Source organism: Synechococcus sp. RS9909 (assembly GCF_014279595.1).
Lineage (GTDB): Bacteria > Cyanobacteriota > Cyanobacteriia > PCC-6307 > Cyanobiaceae > Synechococcus_C.
Genome location: NZ_CP047943.1, coordinates 728,188 through 741,898, shown reverse-complemented (window position 1 = coordinate 741,898; position 13,711 = coordinate 728,188). Strand labels below are relative to the sequence as shown.

13 protein-coding genes and 2 tRNA genes are annotated in these 13,711 nt (G+C 67.7%); 10 read left to right on the top strand and 5 right to left on the bottom strand.

Annotated elements, in window-relative coordinates; genetic code table 11:
* Nucleotides 1-59 precede the first annotated feature (59 nt).
* The 5 genes from murA to SynRS9909_RS03740 all read left to right on the top strand — a co-directional run bounded on the left by murA (nucleotide 60) and on the right by SynRS9909_RS03740 (nucleotide 4,473).
* Complete coding sequence (gene murA, locus SynRS9909_RS03760) at nucleotides 60-1,358, top strand: UDP-N-acetylglucosamine 1-carboxyvinyltransferase (RefSeq protein ID WP_007100403.1); 1,299 nt, start codon at nucleotides 60-62, stop codon at nucleotides 1,356-1,358.
* 43 nt (nucleotides 1,359-1,401) lie between these two features.
* Nucleotides 1,402-1,483, top strand: a tRNA-Leu gene (locus SynRS9909_RS03755).
* Nucleotides 1,484-1,491: 8 nt separating this feature from the next.
* The gene (locus SynRS9909_RS03750; RefSeq protein WP_007100404.1) at nucleotides 1,492-2,691 is read left to right on the top strand and encodes an aspartate aminotransferase family protein; all 1,200 of its coding nucleotides are present in this window, start codon (nucleotides 1,492-1,494) and stop codon (nucleotides 2,689-2,691) included.
* Nucleotides 2,688-3,908 (top strand): folylpolyglutamate synthase/dihydrofolate synthase family protein, encoded by a 1,221-nt coding sequence (locus SynRS9909_RS03745; RefSeq protein WP_007100405.1) that lies wholly within the window; start codon nucleotides 2,688-2,690, stop codon nucleotides 3,906-3,908. The genes SynRS9909_RS03750 and SynRS9909_RS03745 overlap by 4 nt, the downstream gene beginning before the upstream one ends.
* Before the next feature lie 22 nt (nucleotides 3,909-3,930).
* A complete protein-coding gene (locus SynRS9909_RS03740; RefSeq protein WP_007100406.1) occupies nucleotides 3,931-4,473 on the top strand; it encodes a pentapeptide repeat-containing protein in 543 nt (180 codons plus the stop codon).
* Between the two features lie 20 nt (nucleotides 4,474-4,493).
* Here SynRS9909_RS03740 and SynRS9909_RS03735 read toward each other — a convergent pair whose 3' ends face one another.
* From SynRS9909_RS03735 to SynRS9909_RS03725, 3 genes are read right to left on the bottom strand one after another with little or no spacing between them, the layout of a single operon-like run.
* Complete coding sequence (locus tag SynRS9909_RS03735; RefSeq protein ID WP_007100407.1) at nucleotides 4,494-5,840, bottom strand: FAD-binding oxidoreductase; 1,347 nt, start codon at nucleotides 5,838-5,840, stop codon at nucleotides 4,494-4,496.
* A complete protein-coding gene (locus tag SynRS9909_RS03730) occupies nucleotides 5,837-7,114 on the bottom strand; it encodes an amidohydrolase family protein (RefSeq protein WP_038000784.1) in 1,278 nt (425 codons plus the stop codon). The genes SynRS9909_RS03735 and SynRS9909_RS03730 overlap by 4 nt, the downstream gene beginning before the upstream one ends.
* A gap of 5 nt (nucleotides 7,115-7,119) precedes the next feature.
* Complete coding sequence (locus SynRS9909_RS03725; protein ID WP_007100409.1) at nucleotides 7,120-7,491, bottom strand: DUF4359 domain-containing protein; 372 nt, start codon at nucleotides 7,489-7,491, stop codon at nucleotides 7,120-7,122.
* 100 nt (nucleotides 7,492-7,591) lie between these two features.
* On the opposite strand from SynRS9909_RS03725, the gene SynRS9909_RS03720 reads away from it, so the two are divergent.
* Nucleotides 7,592-7,664: transfer RNA gene (locus SynRS9909_RS03720), tRNA-His, on the top strand.
* Between the two features lies 1 nt (nucleotide 7,665).
* Here SynRS9909_RS03720 and SynRS9909_RS03715 read toward each other — a convergent pair.
* Both SynRS9909_RS03715 and SynRS9909_RS03710 read right to left on the bottom strand, forming a co-directional pair.
* Nucleotides 7,666-8,730 (bottom strand): DUF1611 domain-containing protein, encoded by a 1,065-nt coding sequence (locus SynRS9909_RS03715; RefSeq protein ID WP_007100410.1) that lies wholly within the window; start codon nucleotides 8,728-8,730, stop codon nucleotides 7,666-7,668.
* Complete coding sequence (locus tag SynRS9909_RS03710; RefSeq protein WP_007100411.1) at nucleotides 8,730-9,815, bottom strand: dipeptide epimerase; 1,086 nt, start codon at nucleotides 9,813-9,815, stop codon at nucleotides 8,730-8,732. The genes SynRS9909_RS03715 and SynRS9909_RS03710 overlap by 1 nt, the downstream gene beginning before the upstream one ends.
* Nucleotides 9,816-10,004: 189 nt before the next feature.
* On the opposite strand from SynRS9909_RS03710, the gene miaB reads away from it, so the two are divergent.
* Genes miaB through SynRS9909_RS03690 form a run of 4 tightly spaced genes read left to right on the top strand, consistent with a single transcriptional unit; the run spans nucleotide 10,005 to nucleotide 13,671 of the window.
* Complete coding sequence (miaB, locus tag SynRS9909_RS03705; protein ID WP_240307810.1) at nucleotides 10,005-11,309, top strand: tRNA (N6-isopentenyl adenosine(37)-C2)-methylthiotransferase MiaB; 1,305 nt, start codon at nucleotides 10,005-10,007, stop codon at nucleotides 11,307-11,309.
* Nucleotides 11,310-11,351: 42 nt separating this feature from the next.
* Nucleotides 11,352-12,413, top strand: coding sequence for a D-alanine--D-alanine ligase family protein (locus SynRS9909_RS03700; RefSeq protein WP_038000788.1), 1,062 nt, complete (start codon nucleotides 11,352-11,354; stop codon nucleotides 12,411-12,413).
* 32 nt (nucleotides 12,414-12,445) lie between these two features.
* Nucleotides 12,446-12,856, top strand: a complete 411-nt coding sequence (locus SynRS9909_RS03695) for a hypothetical protein (protein WP_007100414.1) — start codon at nucleotides 12,446-12,448, stop codon at nucleotides 12,854-12,856.
* Nucleotides 12,853-13,671 (top strand): cell division protein FtsQ/DivIB, encoded by an 819-nt coding sequence (locus SynRS9909_RS03690; protein WP_007100415.1) that lies wholly within the window; start codon nucleotides 12,853-12,855, stop codon nucleotides 13,669-13,671. Before SynRS9909_RS03695 ends, SynRS9909_RS03690 begins: the two co-directional genes overlap by 4 nt.
* The last annotated feature ends 40 nt before the right edge of the window (nucleotides 13,672-13,711 follow it).

Below are 13,711 nucleotides of genomic sequence, written 5' to 3'. Positions count from 1 at the left end.
TCTAGACGGTCTCAGACGTCGTTGTCAAGATGTGACCAACATCTCAAGGATTTCCAGCTATGCCGGCTGCGGCGCCCGTGTCTCAGGAGATTCTCAAGCCGCTGCTGGAGATTGAAGGCGGGCATCGCCTGAGCGGGGAGCTGAAGGTGAGCGGCGCCAAAAATTCAGCCCTGGTGCTGATGACGGCGGCGCTTCTCTGCAACGAGCCGCTCCGTCTCAGCAATGTGCCGGAACTCACCGATATCGACGGCATGTCGGAGATCCTGCGTGCCCTGGGTGTGCACGTGCAGCGCAACGGATCCACGGTGGAGATCCACGCCGGCCAGCTGCAGCACGGCGAACCTCCCTATGACCTGGTGAACGGCCTCCGGGCCAGTTTTTTCGCCATCGGCCCGCTGCTGGGACGACTGGGCAGTGCCAAGGTGCCACTACCGGGCGGGTGTCGCATCGGTGCCCGGCCCGTGGTGGAACACATCCGCGGACTCAAGGCCCTCGGCGCTGTGGTCAACGTCGAGCATGGGGTGGTGTCGGCTGCCGTCCCAGGCCGCGGCAAGCGGCTGCGGGGTGCCTCGATCGTTCTGGATTGCCCGAGCGTGGGCGCGACGGAAACGATCCTGATGGCGGCCGTTCTCGCCAATGGCACCAGCGTGATCGAAAACGCTGCACAGGAACCTGAGGTGCAGGATCTGGCCAACCTGCTCAACATCATGGGAGCACGGATCACGGGCGCCGGCGGACCCACCATCACCGTGGAAGGCGTCGAAGCCCTCCATGGCTGCAGCTACGCCGTGATTCCAGATCGCATCGAAGCGGGAACGTTTCTGCTCGCAGCAGCCATCACCCGCTCCAGACTGAGGGTGGCGCCGGTGGTGCCAGAACATCTCAGCGCTGTGCTCCAGAAACTGCGCGACTGCGGCTGCGATCTCGAGATCGACGACGAAGGCATCACCATCACGCCGGGCGACATCCAGGGGGTTGATCTCACCACCCAGCCCTTTCCTGGCTTCCCAACCGATCTGCAGGCTCCCTTCATGGCCCTTCTGGCCACAGCCCGCGGCACCAGCGTGATCACCGAAAAGATCTACGAAAACCGCATGCAGCACGTGGCCGAGCTGCAACGGATGGGAGCCTCCATCCGCCTGCAGGGCAACACGGCCGTGGTGGAAGGGGTGCCCCAACTGAGCGGCGCCCCGGTGACCGGCAGCGATCTACGTGCCGCAGCCGCCATGGTGCTGGCCGCACTGGCCGCCCGCGGTAAAAGCCAGGTCTCGGGCTTGAATCATCTCGATCGGGGTTATGACGCGATCGAAGCCAAACTGGGTGCCAGCGGTGCCCGATTGCAACGGCAGGCTGGCTGATTCGGCGGTGCCGCGGCTGCTCGTCGCATAGCATCAGTCTTATGGGAGCGTGCCGGAATTGGTAGACGGACTCGACTCAAAATCGAGCGCCCTCGGGCATGTGGGTTCAAGTCCCACCGCTCCCACTGCAGTGATGGCGACCTACGGCCGTTTTCCGCTCACCTTGGTGCGGGGCAAGGGCTGCTGGGTGCGTGACGAGCGCGGACGTCGCTACCTCGACGCCGTCGCCGGCATTGCCACCTGCACCCTGGGCCACAGCGATCCGGCGCTGCGTCGGGCCCTCGCTGATCAGCTGCGCAAGTTGCAGCACGTGTCCAATCTGTACCGGATCCAGGAACAGGAAGATCTGGCGCATTGGCTCGTGGACCACAGCTGCGCCGACAGCGTGTTCTTCTGTAATTCCGGCGCCGAGGCCAATGAGGCGGCGATCAAGCTAGCCCGCAAACACGGCCACACGGTGCGGGGGATCGAAGCGCCGGTGATCCTCACGGCGAAGGCCAGCTTTCATGGCCGCACGCTTGCCGCTGTGAGTGCCACGGGTCAGCCGAAATACCACCAGGGATTTGAGCCGATGGTGGCCGGCTTTGACACCTTCCCCTACAACGACCTGGATGGCTTCGAAACCACCCTGAAGCGCTGGGAGGCCGAGGGCCCCAGGGTGGCGGCTGTGCTGATCGAACCCCTGCAGGGTGAGGGGGGCGTCAACCCAGGCGATCGCGCTTTTTTCCAGGCCGTGCGACAGCACTGCAGCCAACGCGGCATCCTGCTGATCCTCGACGAGGTGCAGACGGGAATGGGTCGGACGGGCCAGCTCTGGGGCTATGAGCATCTCGGCATCGAACCGGATGCTTTCACCCTCGCCAAGGGGCTGGGTGGTGGTCATGCCATCGGTGCCCTGCTGGTGCAGAGCCATGCCGATCACTTCGCGCCCGGCGACCACGCCAGCACCTTCGGTGGCAACCCCTTCGCCTGCCGAGCCGGACTCACCGTGGCGCGGGAACTGCAGCGCCGACGCCTTCTCCGCCATGTGAACGCCCGCGCCGAGCAGCTGCGCCAAGGCCTCGAATCCCTGATCCAGCGCCACCCGGATCGCCTCGAGGCGGTGCGGGGCTGGGGCCTGCTGCAGGGCCTGGTGTTACGCGACGACTGGGACGTGAGTGCCGTGGATGTGGTCCGCGCGGCCCTGGACCAGGGGCTGCTGCTGGTGGCGGCCGGTGCCCGGGTGGTGCGCATGGTGCCGCCCCTGGTGATCAGTCGGCGCGAGGTGACGCTCTTGCTTCAGCGGCTCGACGCCAGCCTCGCCTCCCTGCCTGCCCGCGCCACCCAGGCGTGACGCTGCAGGAGCTGCTGCCCCCCTTTGAGCAGCGCGGCATGGATCTGTCGCTGATCAGAATCCAACGCGCTCTTGCGGCCCTGGGATCACCCAGCCAGGGCATTCCAGCCGTTCAGGTGGTGGGCACCAACGGCAAAGGGTCGGTCGCCACCCTGATCGACAGTGGCCTCAGGGCCGCCGGCATCCGCTCCGGCCTCACCACCTCTCCGCACCTGATCGATTGGTGTGAGCGCATCCGTGTGGAGGGTCGGATGATCAGCTCCCAGGAGTTGGAGAACCACCTGATCGCACTGCAACCGCTGGCGAAGCGGGAACGGCTGACGCCGTTTGAGCTAGTGATCAGCGCAGCGCTCATGCACTTCAAAGCGGAAGCCGTCGACTGGATGGTGCTCGAGGCGGGCCTCGGCGGTCGCCTCGATGCCACCACCGCGCACCCGCACCGGCCGCTGGTGGCCGTAGCCTCGATCGGACTGGATCACTGCGAGCACCTGGGCGACACGCTCGCCGCCGTGGCCACAGAGAAAGCGGCCGTGATCGAGGCCGGAACCACGGTGATCAGCGCCCGACAGGCCCAGGAGGTGGAGGCGGTGCTGGAGCAACGCGTGCAGGATGTGGGCGCTGCACTGCACTGGGTGCCACCGCTGCCGGACGACTGGCAGCTTGGCCTGCAGGGCACCTGGCAACGGGAGAACGGCGCCGTGGCTCTGGCCGTGCTGGAGCGGATCGGCGCCATGGGCTGGCCGATCTCCGCCAGCAGCATCCGCAGCGGCTTCGCCGCCGCCCGCTGGCCCGGACGGATGCAGCCGATGCGCTGGCGAGGGCATCCCCTGCTACTGGATGGGGCCCACAACCCAGCGGCGGCGGCTCGCCTCGCGGCAGAACGGCGGCACTGGCCTGGGGAGCGTGAGGGCATCGACTGGATCCTCGGGATCCAGTCCCACAAGCAAGCCGAACCGATGTTGCACAGCTTGTTGCAACCGTCGGATCGGGCCTGGATCGTGCCGGTGCCTGACCACCGCAGCTGGAGCGCCGAGGCGCTGCGGCGCCTCTGCCCAGATCTGGCCCACCAACTGCTCGAAACGGGCGGGCCCGATCCTGTGCTGGGCGTGCTGGACAGGCTGGAGTGCAGGGGTTGGCCGCAGGTCCCGCCCGTGATTGCCGGGTCGCTATATCTGCTCGGCGACCTGCTGCGACGCGACCTGCTGCATGCAGAGTGAGGTTCAGCCGCTTGCTACCGCCATGGCCTCCCGTCTCCTCCAGCCCAGACGCTGGATGCTCGCCGGACTGCTCCTCGCCCTCATGGCGCTGACCAGCGGCCCCGCCCAGGCACTCGACACGAGCACAGGAACGGGATTGCAGGATCGGGCTCTGTTTCAGGAACGGGTCGATTACACCCTCACCAACCAGAGCGGCCACGACTTTCACGGTCAGGATCTGCGCAACACCTCCTTTGCCGGGGCGGTGGGTCGCGGCGCCGACTTCAGTGACGCCAACCTGCATGGTGCGATCTTCACCCAGGGTGCTTTTGCCAACGCCGATTTCCACGGCGCTGATCTCTCCGATGCCCTGATGGATCGCGCCGACTTCAGCGGAACCGACCTCCGCGGCACGCTGCTGAGCGGCGTGATCGCCTCAGGCAGCAGTTTTGCCGGCGCGCAGATCGAAGGGGCCGACTTCAGCGATGCCCTGCTCGATCGCGATGACGTGCGGCGTCTGTGTCGCGATGCGGAAGGGAGTCATCCGCACACGGGGGTCTCCACCCGCGAGAGCCTGGGGTGCTGATCCAGAAAGGGGCGGCCGGCTCAGGCTGACCAGCCCCTGAGTTTGCCGGGGTTGAGCAGACCCATGGGGTCATGGTGCCGCTTGGCCGCCACCTGCTCACCGTCGATCACCCCCAGGCCGCCATCCTCCACTGTGATCACATGGGGATTGAAGATCACGGCACCCAGATCGCGGCACTGAGCGATCAGGCGCTCAAGAGCATCACCCCCCTGCCAGCGCACCAGAGGCAGGGCAGCCAGACGGGCAGTACCGCCCTGACGAACCCCCTCGAGGTGCCACAACAGGTCGTCCCCCCAGTCGGCGCGCAACTGGTTGAGCAGGGGCAGCTCGGGCTGGGGAAGCAGCATCTGCAGATAGGTCCAGCTCGGATCCAGGCTGCGGCAATGCAGGGTGGTGTGGTTCCAGCTGAGCTCCCGCAGGCCGTTGCCGTGATGGTCCGCCTCCGGGCCGAGGTGGCGGCAGACAGCCCCCACCGCCGCTGCCAACCGCTCCACCGTGGAGACGCCATCGGCAGCCACGAGCAACAGCAGCCGGTGGCAGCCGGCTGGAGCACCGCTCCAGTTCGGCAGTTGATCGACGATCGAACGCTCCAGCACCGTGCAGAGATGCAGCTCCAGTGCTGCCTGCTGGCAACGTTGCGCCAGATCCACCGCCACCTCCCAGTCGGCGCAGTCAATGCTCAGCTCATGCCAGGCCTGCCGCGGGGCCGTCGAGAGACGCAGTGCTGTGATGATGCCGTTGGTGCCGTAGGCATGGTTGAGGGCTTCGGCATCCGCCGCATCGAGCTGCAGCAGGCGGGGCTCCGCTTCCAGCGTCACCACCTCCAGCCCGAGCAGGTGTCCGGGATCGCGCAGGAACCCCCAGCGCACCGAGCCGATGCCCCCCGAGCCCCCGGCGATGAAGCCACCGATCGTGGCTGTGCGCCAGGTGCTGGGCAGCAGCCGCAGCTGGCGATGGTGGCCCGCCACCGCCTGATCGAGATCCCGCAGCAGGCAGCCACTCTCCACCTCCACCACCCCGGAGTGCGGATCGATCGCACGCACCGCAGAAAGGGCACCCATCAGCATCACCACACCACCCTGCAGTGGCACGCACTGGCCGTAGTTGCCCGTGCCCGCACCGCGCAGGGTGAGGGGCACGCCGTGACGGGCACAGGCGGCGGCCACAGCACGCACGGCAGCCACGCTCTCGGGGCGCACGACCAGGCCGGCTCGACAGTGCGACAACCGCTCCCGCAGCACGGGTGAATAGTCGTAGGCATCCCGGGAAAAGCGCAGCAGATCGGCCTCACCCTGCAACAGGCTGAGCTGCGGGAGCGGTGCCAACTCCGCCTGGAGCGCTTGAAGGCCTGCCGATCCCTGGGTCATGAGCCGCTGGCCGCCGTGTTGTGATCGGCACCAGTCTCCGCCAGCCAACGTCCTGCCGCCAGCACACGCCGCCGGGGGGGGGAGGCCAGCACCTCTCCCCAGTGCGTGGCCTCCAGCAGGATCAGATCGGCTGGAGCGCCCACCTGCAGGCGACCGTCCCAGGCCAGCCCCAACAAGCGGGCGGCCTCCGTGGTGAACGGCATCAGACCGTGGCGCTGCCAGGGTGCCAGCTGGGCCAGGGGCAGGGCGGCCGCCATCAGGGCGATCGGATCGAAATTGCCACCGGGGAACCAGGGATCCTGCACGTTGTCGCCTCCGACAGCCACCACCACGCCGGCCCGCTGCAACTGCAGCAGCGGCGCCAGCGGCCGCTGCAGGGGGGTCTGCTGCGGCCGGCGCCCCAGCAACCAGCCATTGGTGAGCGGCAGGGCCACCACGCCGAGTCGATGGGCCGCCATCCGATCCGCCAGTTGGGCGAGGGCGCGAGCCGAAAGCAACGCGAGGCTGCTGGCATGACTGCAGGTGATCGGCACCGACACCGGGCGCCGATCCAGGCAATGCACCAGCAGCCGCAGGCCTGCGGCGGGATCCTGATCCGCTTCATCAATGTGCAGGTCGATGCCGCACCCGAGGCGATCCGCCAGGGCGAGCAGATCCTCCAAGCCGCGGCGGGTCTGGGCGTCGCGGCAAGGGGGCACCAGCACGCCCCCCAGCAGCCCCCCCGCCGCAACCACCTGGCGGGCGAGTTCGCCCGCTTCTGGAGTGCTCCAGTGGCTGATCGGCACCAGGGCCACCAGCTGAAGCTCAATCCGCTCACGCCAGAGCTGGCGGCGGTCCTGCAGCGCCTCCCAACTGCACGCAGCCCCAGGCCCAAGGCTGTCGACATGGCTCCGCATGCCCCGCAGCCCATGGCGCCAGGCCAGCTGCAGGCCCCGCTCGGCGCGGGCCACCACCCGCTCCAGGCTGCGCGTGGCGTGGTCCTGCCGATTGGCCGCCATTGCCCCGGCGTAGGTGCCCTCGTGATTGGGATGGTCCGCCCAGGTGAAGGCTTTGTCGAGATGGGCGTGGGGCTCCACCAACCGGGGCAGCAGCAGCTCGGTGGGGGGAGCCGCTCCGGGGGGGAGCGCACGCAGGGCGCTGATCACCCCGTGCCGCCAGGCGATCTCGATCGCCACCAAACCATCCCTGCGGGCGTCACCCAGCCCGGCCTGATCGAGCAGGCTGGCGGGACACCAGGCGTGAAGCGTTCCAGCGGCCGCTGGACCACCAGCCATCGCACTCACTCGAGCTTGCCCCCGTCGGCCTTGGTCTGCACCGTGAGGAACTGGCCGGCAATGCCGATCGTGGTCACGGTGTAACCCGGCAGCCGCAGCGATGGCAGCAGATCCTTCCCCCCCAGCTGGGTGGTGAAGACGCTGAACAGCCCGAAGGAACGGCGACGGGTGACCTGGCCGGCCAGGGCCGTGAGTGCGCCGCGCTGATCGGCGATCAGCCGCGGACAGTCGCGAATCCAGAGGCGAAGGACCATCGGCAGAGCCTGGCGATCACAGAGCTCCTCGGTGGCGAGCTGCACCAGCTGGGCACCGGCATGCTGCTGATAGTCGGCCATGGAGGGATTGGTGACCACCAGGGCGGCCCCAGCACCGACCACGGCGATGGCCAGTGCCAGGTGGGCAGCGCTGGGCCCGCGTCGCGTGGAAGTGGCGGGCTGCAGGGCGCTGAAGGCGAATTGTTAGATTCTTACCGACGCGGCGGGCGTCGCCAAGTGGTTAAGGCAGCGGCTTGTGGCGCCGCTATTCGGGGGTTCGAATCCCCTCGCTCGCCCTCAACTCACCTCCACCAGGGCCTGAAGCAGGACATCGGCGCCGCCTCGCAGAGGGTCGGCACACACCAGCTGAAGCGTCTGCTCGGCTTCTGCGATCGCCCGCTGTGCCTCAGGAGCAGCCAGGCGCGCCGTGTTGAGCGCCAGGGCCCGCACCCGGGGGGCCGGCCCCGCACCCGCGGGTCGCGCGATGGCGGCAAGTGCCTCACTGAGCTGCACCAGCTCGACCAAGGGCGGCAGCGGCACCTGGGGCAGACGGTCGATCGTCGCCTGGCCGGCCCGATGCACCAGCAGCAATGCCGTGGCTTGGCTGCCCCGCAGCAAGGGCAGGGAGGCGGACGACCCCGGGTGACAGAGCGAACCCTGGCCTTCCACCAGCACCAGACCATCGGCAGGCAAGCGCTCGGCGCAGCGGAGCACGGCCGCTTCCACCGCACCGGCGGCGTAGTCGACCCGCACCGCATCGAGCGCCACACCGGCGCCACTGATCAGGATGCCCGCCTGCCCGGTGCCGACGAAGCCCGACGCCAGACCCCGTGCCTCAGCAGCAGCCTGCAGCGCCAGACAGGCGCTCATCTTGCCCACGGCCATGTCCGTGCCCAGCGCCAACACCCGGCGCTGGGGCAAAGCGGCGGCTCTGGCCTGGGCGACCTGCAGCCCTGCAGGCTCGCAACGGAGATCCCAGATCCATTGCCCGGGCTGACAGGCGGCCCGCAACTCCGGATCATCCCCCAGCCGGGTGTGCAGCCCACTGGCCAGGGAGAGCCCGGCTCGCAGAGCCGCCAACGCATCGGCGCGCACCGGATCCGGCAGCCGGCCTCCGGACGGCGCCAACCCCACCACGGCCACCTCGGGACCGAAGGCCAGGGCTTCCTGCAGATCACCCACCACCGGCACCGACCGGTGAATCCCTGTCACCGCCTCAAGGGACGCCCCGGCATGGGAGGGATCGATCACCGCCACCACCGGCCCACGGCGATGGCGCAGCATCGCCAGTCCGGTTTTGCCAGTGAGGCTGTCCAGGCCCCCGTGCTGGAGCAACACCACCGCCTGATCCGCCCCCAGCATCAGCCCACCTCCGCCACCGAAGCCATGCCGAGCCCCACCGCCTGGGGCGGGCGCAAGCGGTCGTCTTCGATCGGCAGACCCTGATACGGGTCATCCAGGAGATTGAGGTGACTGTCGAGATCCGGCCAGCGGATCAAGGACAGCAACTGGGCGGCTGCCCCATTCAGCAGGCTGCTGTCGGAGTAGCAGCCCACCATCAGATCGAGCCCGAGTCGCTGACCCACCCGAGCCATGAGCAAGGCCTCGCTGAGGCCACCGGTTTTGAGCAGCTTCAGATTGATGCCATCCACATGGGGAGCGAGGCGCAACAGGTCCTCCAGATCCCAGCAACTCTCATCGGCCACCAGGGGGAGCGGGCAGTCGGGCTTGAGCCTGGCGAAGGCGGTGCGATCGAGCTCCGGATCCGCACTGGCAGCCAGCGGTTGTTCCAGCAACACCACCCCATGGGCCTGGAGCTGGGGCATGAACCGTCGCGCCTGATCGAACGACCAACCACCGTTGGCATCCACCTGGAGTTCCAGGGGCTGCTGGCGCCGCTGCTGTTCCTGCTGCAACGCGGCAGCGACGGCGTCCAGCAGCTGCCGGTCGTGATCGAGCCCTTCAGGGCTGCCCAGCTTGAGTTTGATCCGGGTGGCCGGTCGCTGCTGCCACCAACGCTCGAGCCGCTGCAGCACCTGCTCCACAGGGCCGAGTCCGAGGGTGACGCTGGTGGCCACGGCACAATCGCCATCGAGCCCGAACAGCCGCCAGAGCGGCTGGCCGAGGCGGTGTCCCCACCAGTCCCAGAGCGCCAGATCCACCGCGCAGCGAGCTGGCGGTGACAGGAGCGCCAACAGCGGAGCGAAGGTGTGCCGCTGGCTCGGATCGAGCCCATCCAGTGCGGGCAGCATCGCCTCTAATTCAGCGGCGATGGCCACCGTGTCGTAGGCGCGGTGCCCCGTGTCGAGACCACCGGCCTCACCGAGGCCGACCACCCCCTCGGCCTCACAGCGCAGCATGAGGTGCTCGACCGCTGCGGTGGTGCCGCGACTGATGGCCAGGGGCACCGCCTTGGTGAGTGGAAACCGCCGCAGGCACCAGCCCATCCCTTGATTGCACCGATCTTCAAACTGGCACAGCACCGCCGTGACCGACACTGATTCAAGCCGTCCGCTCCGCGGTTCTCCGAAACGCCGTTCCCCTTGACCGTCTCCGCCTCCTCCAGCAGCCAACCCCTCAGCCTTGAGCGCGCTTCGAGCCGCGGCAGCTACTGGGTCACCACGTTCGGTTGCCAGATGAACAAGGCCGATTCCGAGCGTATGGCCGGAATCCTGGAATCCATGGGCTATCGCGAAGCGAGCGCCGAGCTGGAGGCCGATCTGGTGCTTTACAACACCTGCACGATCCGCGACAACGCCGAGCAGAAGGTTTACAGCTATCTGGGGCGCCAGGCGCAGCGCAAACGCACCAATCCCAATCTCACCCTGGTGGTGGCCGGCTGCGTCGCCCAGCAGGAGGGCGAATCGCTGCTGCGGCGCGTGCCCGAGCTGGATCTGGTGATGGGCCCCCAGCACGCCAACCGCCTTGATGTGCTGCTGGCCCAGGTGGAGCAGGGCCAGCAGGTGGTGGCCACCGAAGAGCACCACATCCTTGAAGACATCACCACCGCCCGCCGCGACAGCGCCATCTGCGGCTGGGTGAACGTGATCTACGGCTGCAACGAACGCTGCACCTACTGCGTGGTGCCCTCCGTGCGCGGCAAGGAGCAATCACGGCTGCCGGCAGCGATCCGGCTGGAGATGGAGGGACTGGCTGCCCAGGGGTTCAAGGAGATCACCCTGCTGGGGCAGAACATCGATGCCTACGGCCGCGATCTCCCCGGCATCACCCCGGAGGGACGCCGCCAGCACACCCTCACCGATCTGCTGCAGTTCGTGCACGACGTGGAAGGCCTCGAGCGCATCCGCTTCGCCACCAGCCACCCGCGCTATTTCACCGAACGCCTGATCGATGCCTGCGCCGAGCTGCCCAAGGTGTGCGAACACTTCCACATCCCCTTCCAAAGTGGCGACGACGCCGTGCTCAAAGCGATGGCCCGCGGCTACACGGTGGATCGCTACCGCCGCATCATCGATCGCATCCGCGAGCGCATGCCCGATGCGGCGATCAGCGCCGATGTGATTGTGGCCTTCCCGGGAGAAACCGCCGCCCAATACCGGCGCACCCTGGATCTGATCGAGGCGATCGGCTTCGATCAGGTGAACACCGCCGCCTACTCCCCCCGCCCCAACACCCCCGCTGCCGACTGGCCCGATCAGCTACCGGAAGCGGTGAAGGTGGAGCGCCTGCGGGAGATCAATGCCCTGGTGGAGCGCGTGGCCAGGGCCCGCAGCGCCCGTTATGCCGGCCGCACTGAGCAGGTGCTGGTGGAGGGCATCAACCCCAAGGATCCCGAGCAGGTGATGGGCCGCACCCGCACCAATCGGCTCACCTTCTTCCCCGCCGCACGCACGGATGGCAGCCGATGGCAGCCGGGTGATCTCGTGGAGGTTCGAATCGAGGCCGTGCGGTCCTTCTCCCTCAGTGGCACCCCCATCTGAGGCTGATACGTTTGGCGCTCCTGCCAGTGCCGGCCTCTCTCCATGCCCTCTTCCCCTGTTCGCGTCGGCGTGGTGTTTGGCGGTGCATCCGGGGAACACACCATCGCCATCCGCTCGGCCACCACGGTGATTCAGGCCCTGCGCAGCGGACGCAACCGGGAGCGCTTCGACGTGGTGCCGTTTTACATCGATCGCGCCGGGCGCTGGTGGCCGGCGGTGGTGGCCGAGAGCGTGCTGCAGAACGGCGTGGCAGCGGAGGAGGCTGATCTGCCCCAACCCCTGCCCGCACCTGGCTTCTCCCAGCTGCCGGCGGGATCCGAAACCGTGGAGATCTGGTATCCGGTGCTGCATGGCCCCAATGGCGAAGACGGCACCGTGCAGGGTCTGTTCACCCTGATGGCCAAACCGTTTGTGGGAGCGGGAGTGCTCGGGTCGGCCATGGGCATGGACAAACTGGCGATGAAAGCGGCTTTTGCCGCCGCCGGCCTTGCCCAGGTCGCCTACGTGGGTCTGGACGCCTCAAGCCTCAACAATGCCGCCACTCGCGCGACCCTGCTCGAGCGGATCGAAACGGAGCTGGGCTATCCCTGTTTCGTGAAACCGGCGAATCTTGGCTCGTCGGTGGGGATCAGCAAGGTCCGGAACCGGGCGGAACTGGAGCGCGGCCTGGCGGTGGCCGCGGAGCTGGATCACCGCCTGGTGGTGGAGCAGGGCGTGCAAGCCCGGGAACTGGAGTGTGCCGTGCTCGGGGTCCGTCAGCTCAAGGCCTCCGTGGTGGGGGAGATCCGCTTCGATGCGGATTGGTACGACTACAAAACGAAATACAGCGATGGCTTGAGCCACACCCTGATTCCCGCCCCGATCTCCGCAGCGAGGCAGGCTGACGTGCAGGCGATGGCTCTGGAGGCCTGTCGGGTGCTCGGGGTGGTGGGCCAGGCCCGGGTGGATTTTTTCTACGACGCAACCCAGGAGCGCCTCTGGATCAATGAGGTGAACACCCTGCCGGGCTTCACCTCCCAGAGCATGTATCCCATGCTCTGGGAGGCCAGCGGCTTGCCCCTCGAGGATCTGGTGGCGCAGCTCGTGGAGAGCGCGCGAGAATAAGCACTTTCCAGCAGCGCTCCCCTGATCCAGCGATGATTCACGGTCTGCTCTGGTTTCCCCTGCTCCTGGCCTTTGTGCTCCTCGCCGCCCTCGGCTGGCTCGAGCGTCGACGCCAGACCCTGTTTCGGCGCTGGGCTGAAGGGGCCGAACTCTCCAAGCTGGATGGCTGCGGGGCCGCCAGGGTCTTGGATGGGGAACTGCAATGGTGCAGCTTTTCTGCCGGTCGCTTCGAAGAACAGGGACGATTCACGATCAACTCCCTCGAACTGGTGGAGCTGATGGCCTTGGCCTCCGGAGAAGCTCCCCTGGCCCATGAATCGGAGGGTCGCTGCCGCCTGCGCCTGATCGGCGATGGCCAACAGATGGATGTGCCCTTCTCCGATGCGCAACGGGCGCGCAGCTGGATGAACCAATTGATGTCCAAGGCGCGTTGCGACCTGTGAGCCGCCAGCGATCTACCCGCCCACTCCCCCCCGGCGTTGAACGCCGCCGCCGCCTACGCCAGGAACGACGCCGCGACCGGCTGATTCAACTGTGGCGCCTGCTGCTGTTCAGCGGCAGCGCCACGGCTCTTGCCTGGCTTCTGTTGAGCATGGGCTGGACCCTGCACAGCCCGGAGCAACTGCGGGTGAACGGCAGCGAACGGATCAGCAGCGAGGCCGTGACCCAGGCGGCGGGTCTCCGTTTCCCCCTGCCCCTGCTCAGCCTTGACCCCAGGGCGCTGGAACGCACCCTGCTGCGGGAACTGCCGGTGCAATCAGCTGCTGTGCATCGCCGTCTCCTGCCGCCCGCCCTGGATGTGGACCTGGAGGACCGTCGCCCCATGGCGGCCGCCAGTCGGGTCAGCCCCGGGGGCATGGAGAAGGGCATGGTCGATCGCAACGGCCAATGGATGCCCCAGACCGTGGCCTCGCGGGGCGATCAGCCGGAAACCTCGATCCTGGTGACGGGCTGGACGGCTCGCCAGCGGCCCATGATCGCCCGACTGTTCGAGCGACGCGATGCCCTGGGGAGCCCCTTGCAGCGCATCAGCATCGCTCCGGATGGGGCCATCAGCATTCAGACAGCCGCTCTGGGCAGGGTGGACCTGGGCGCGGACCCGAACCTGTTGGATCAACAGGTGGTGAGCATGGCCCAACTCAGCCGCAGCCTCCCCAGCCACTTGCGCCAGAAAGCGGGCACAAGCATCGATCTCAGTGATCCCGCCAAACCGGAACTTCAGCTCCGTGCTGGCAAGACTCCCGCCAGCGAATCCTGACGCTTCGTTGCAGATCGGGGTTCGGGCGACAAGGCTGATC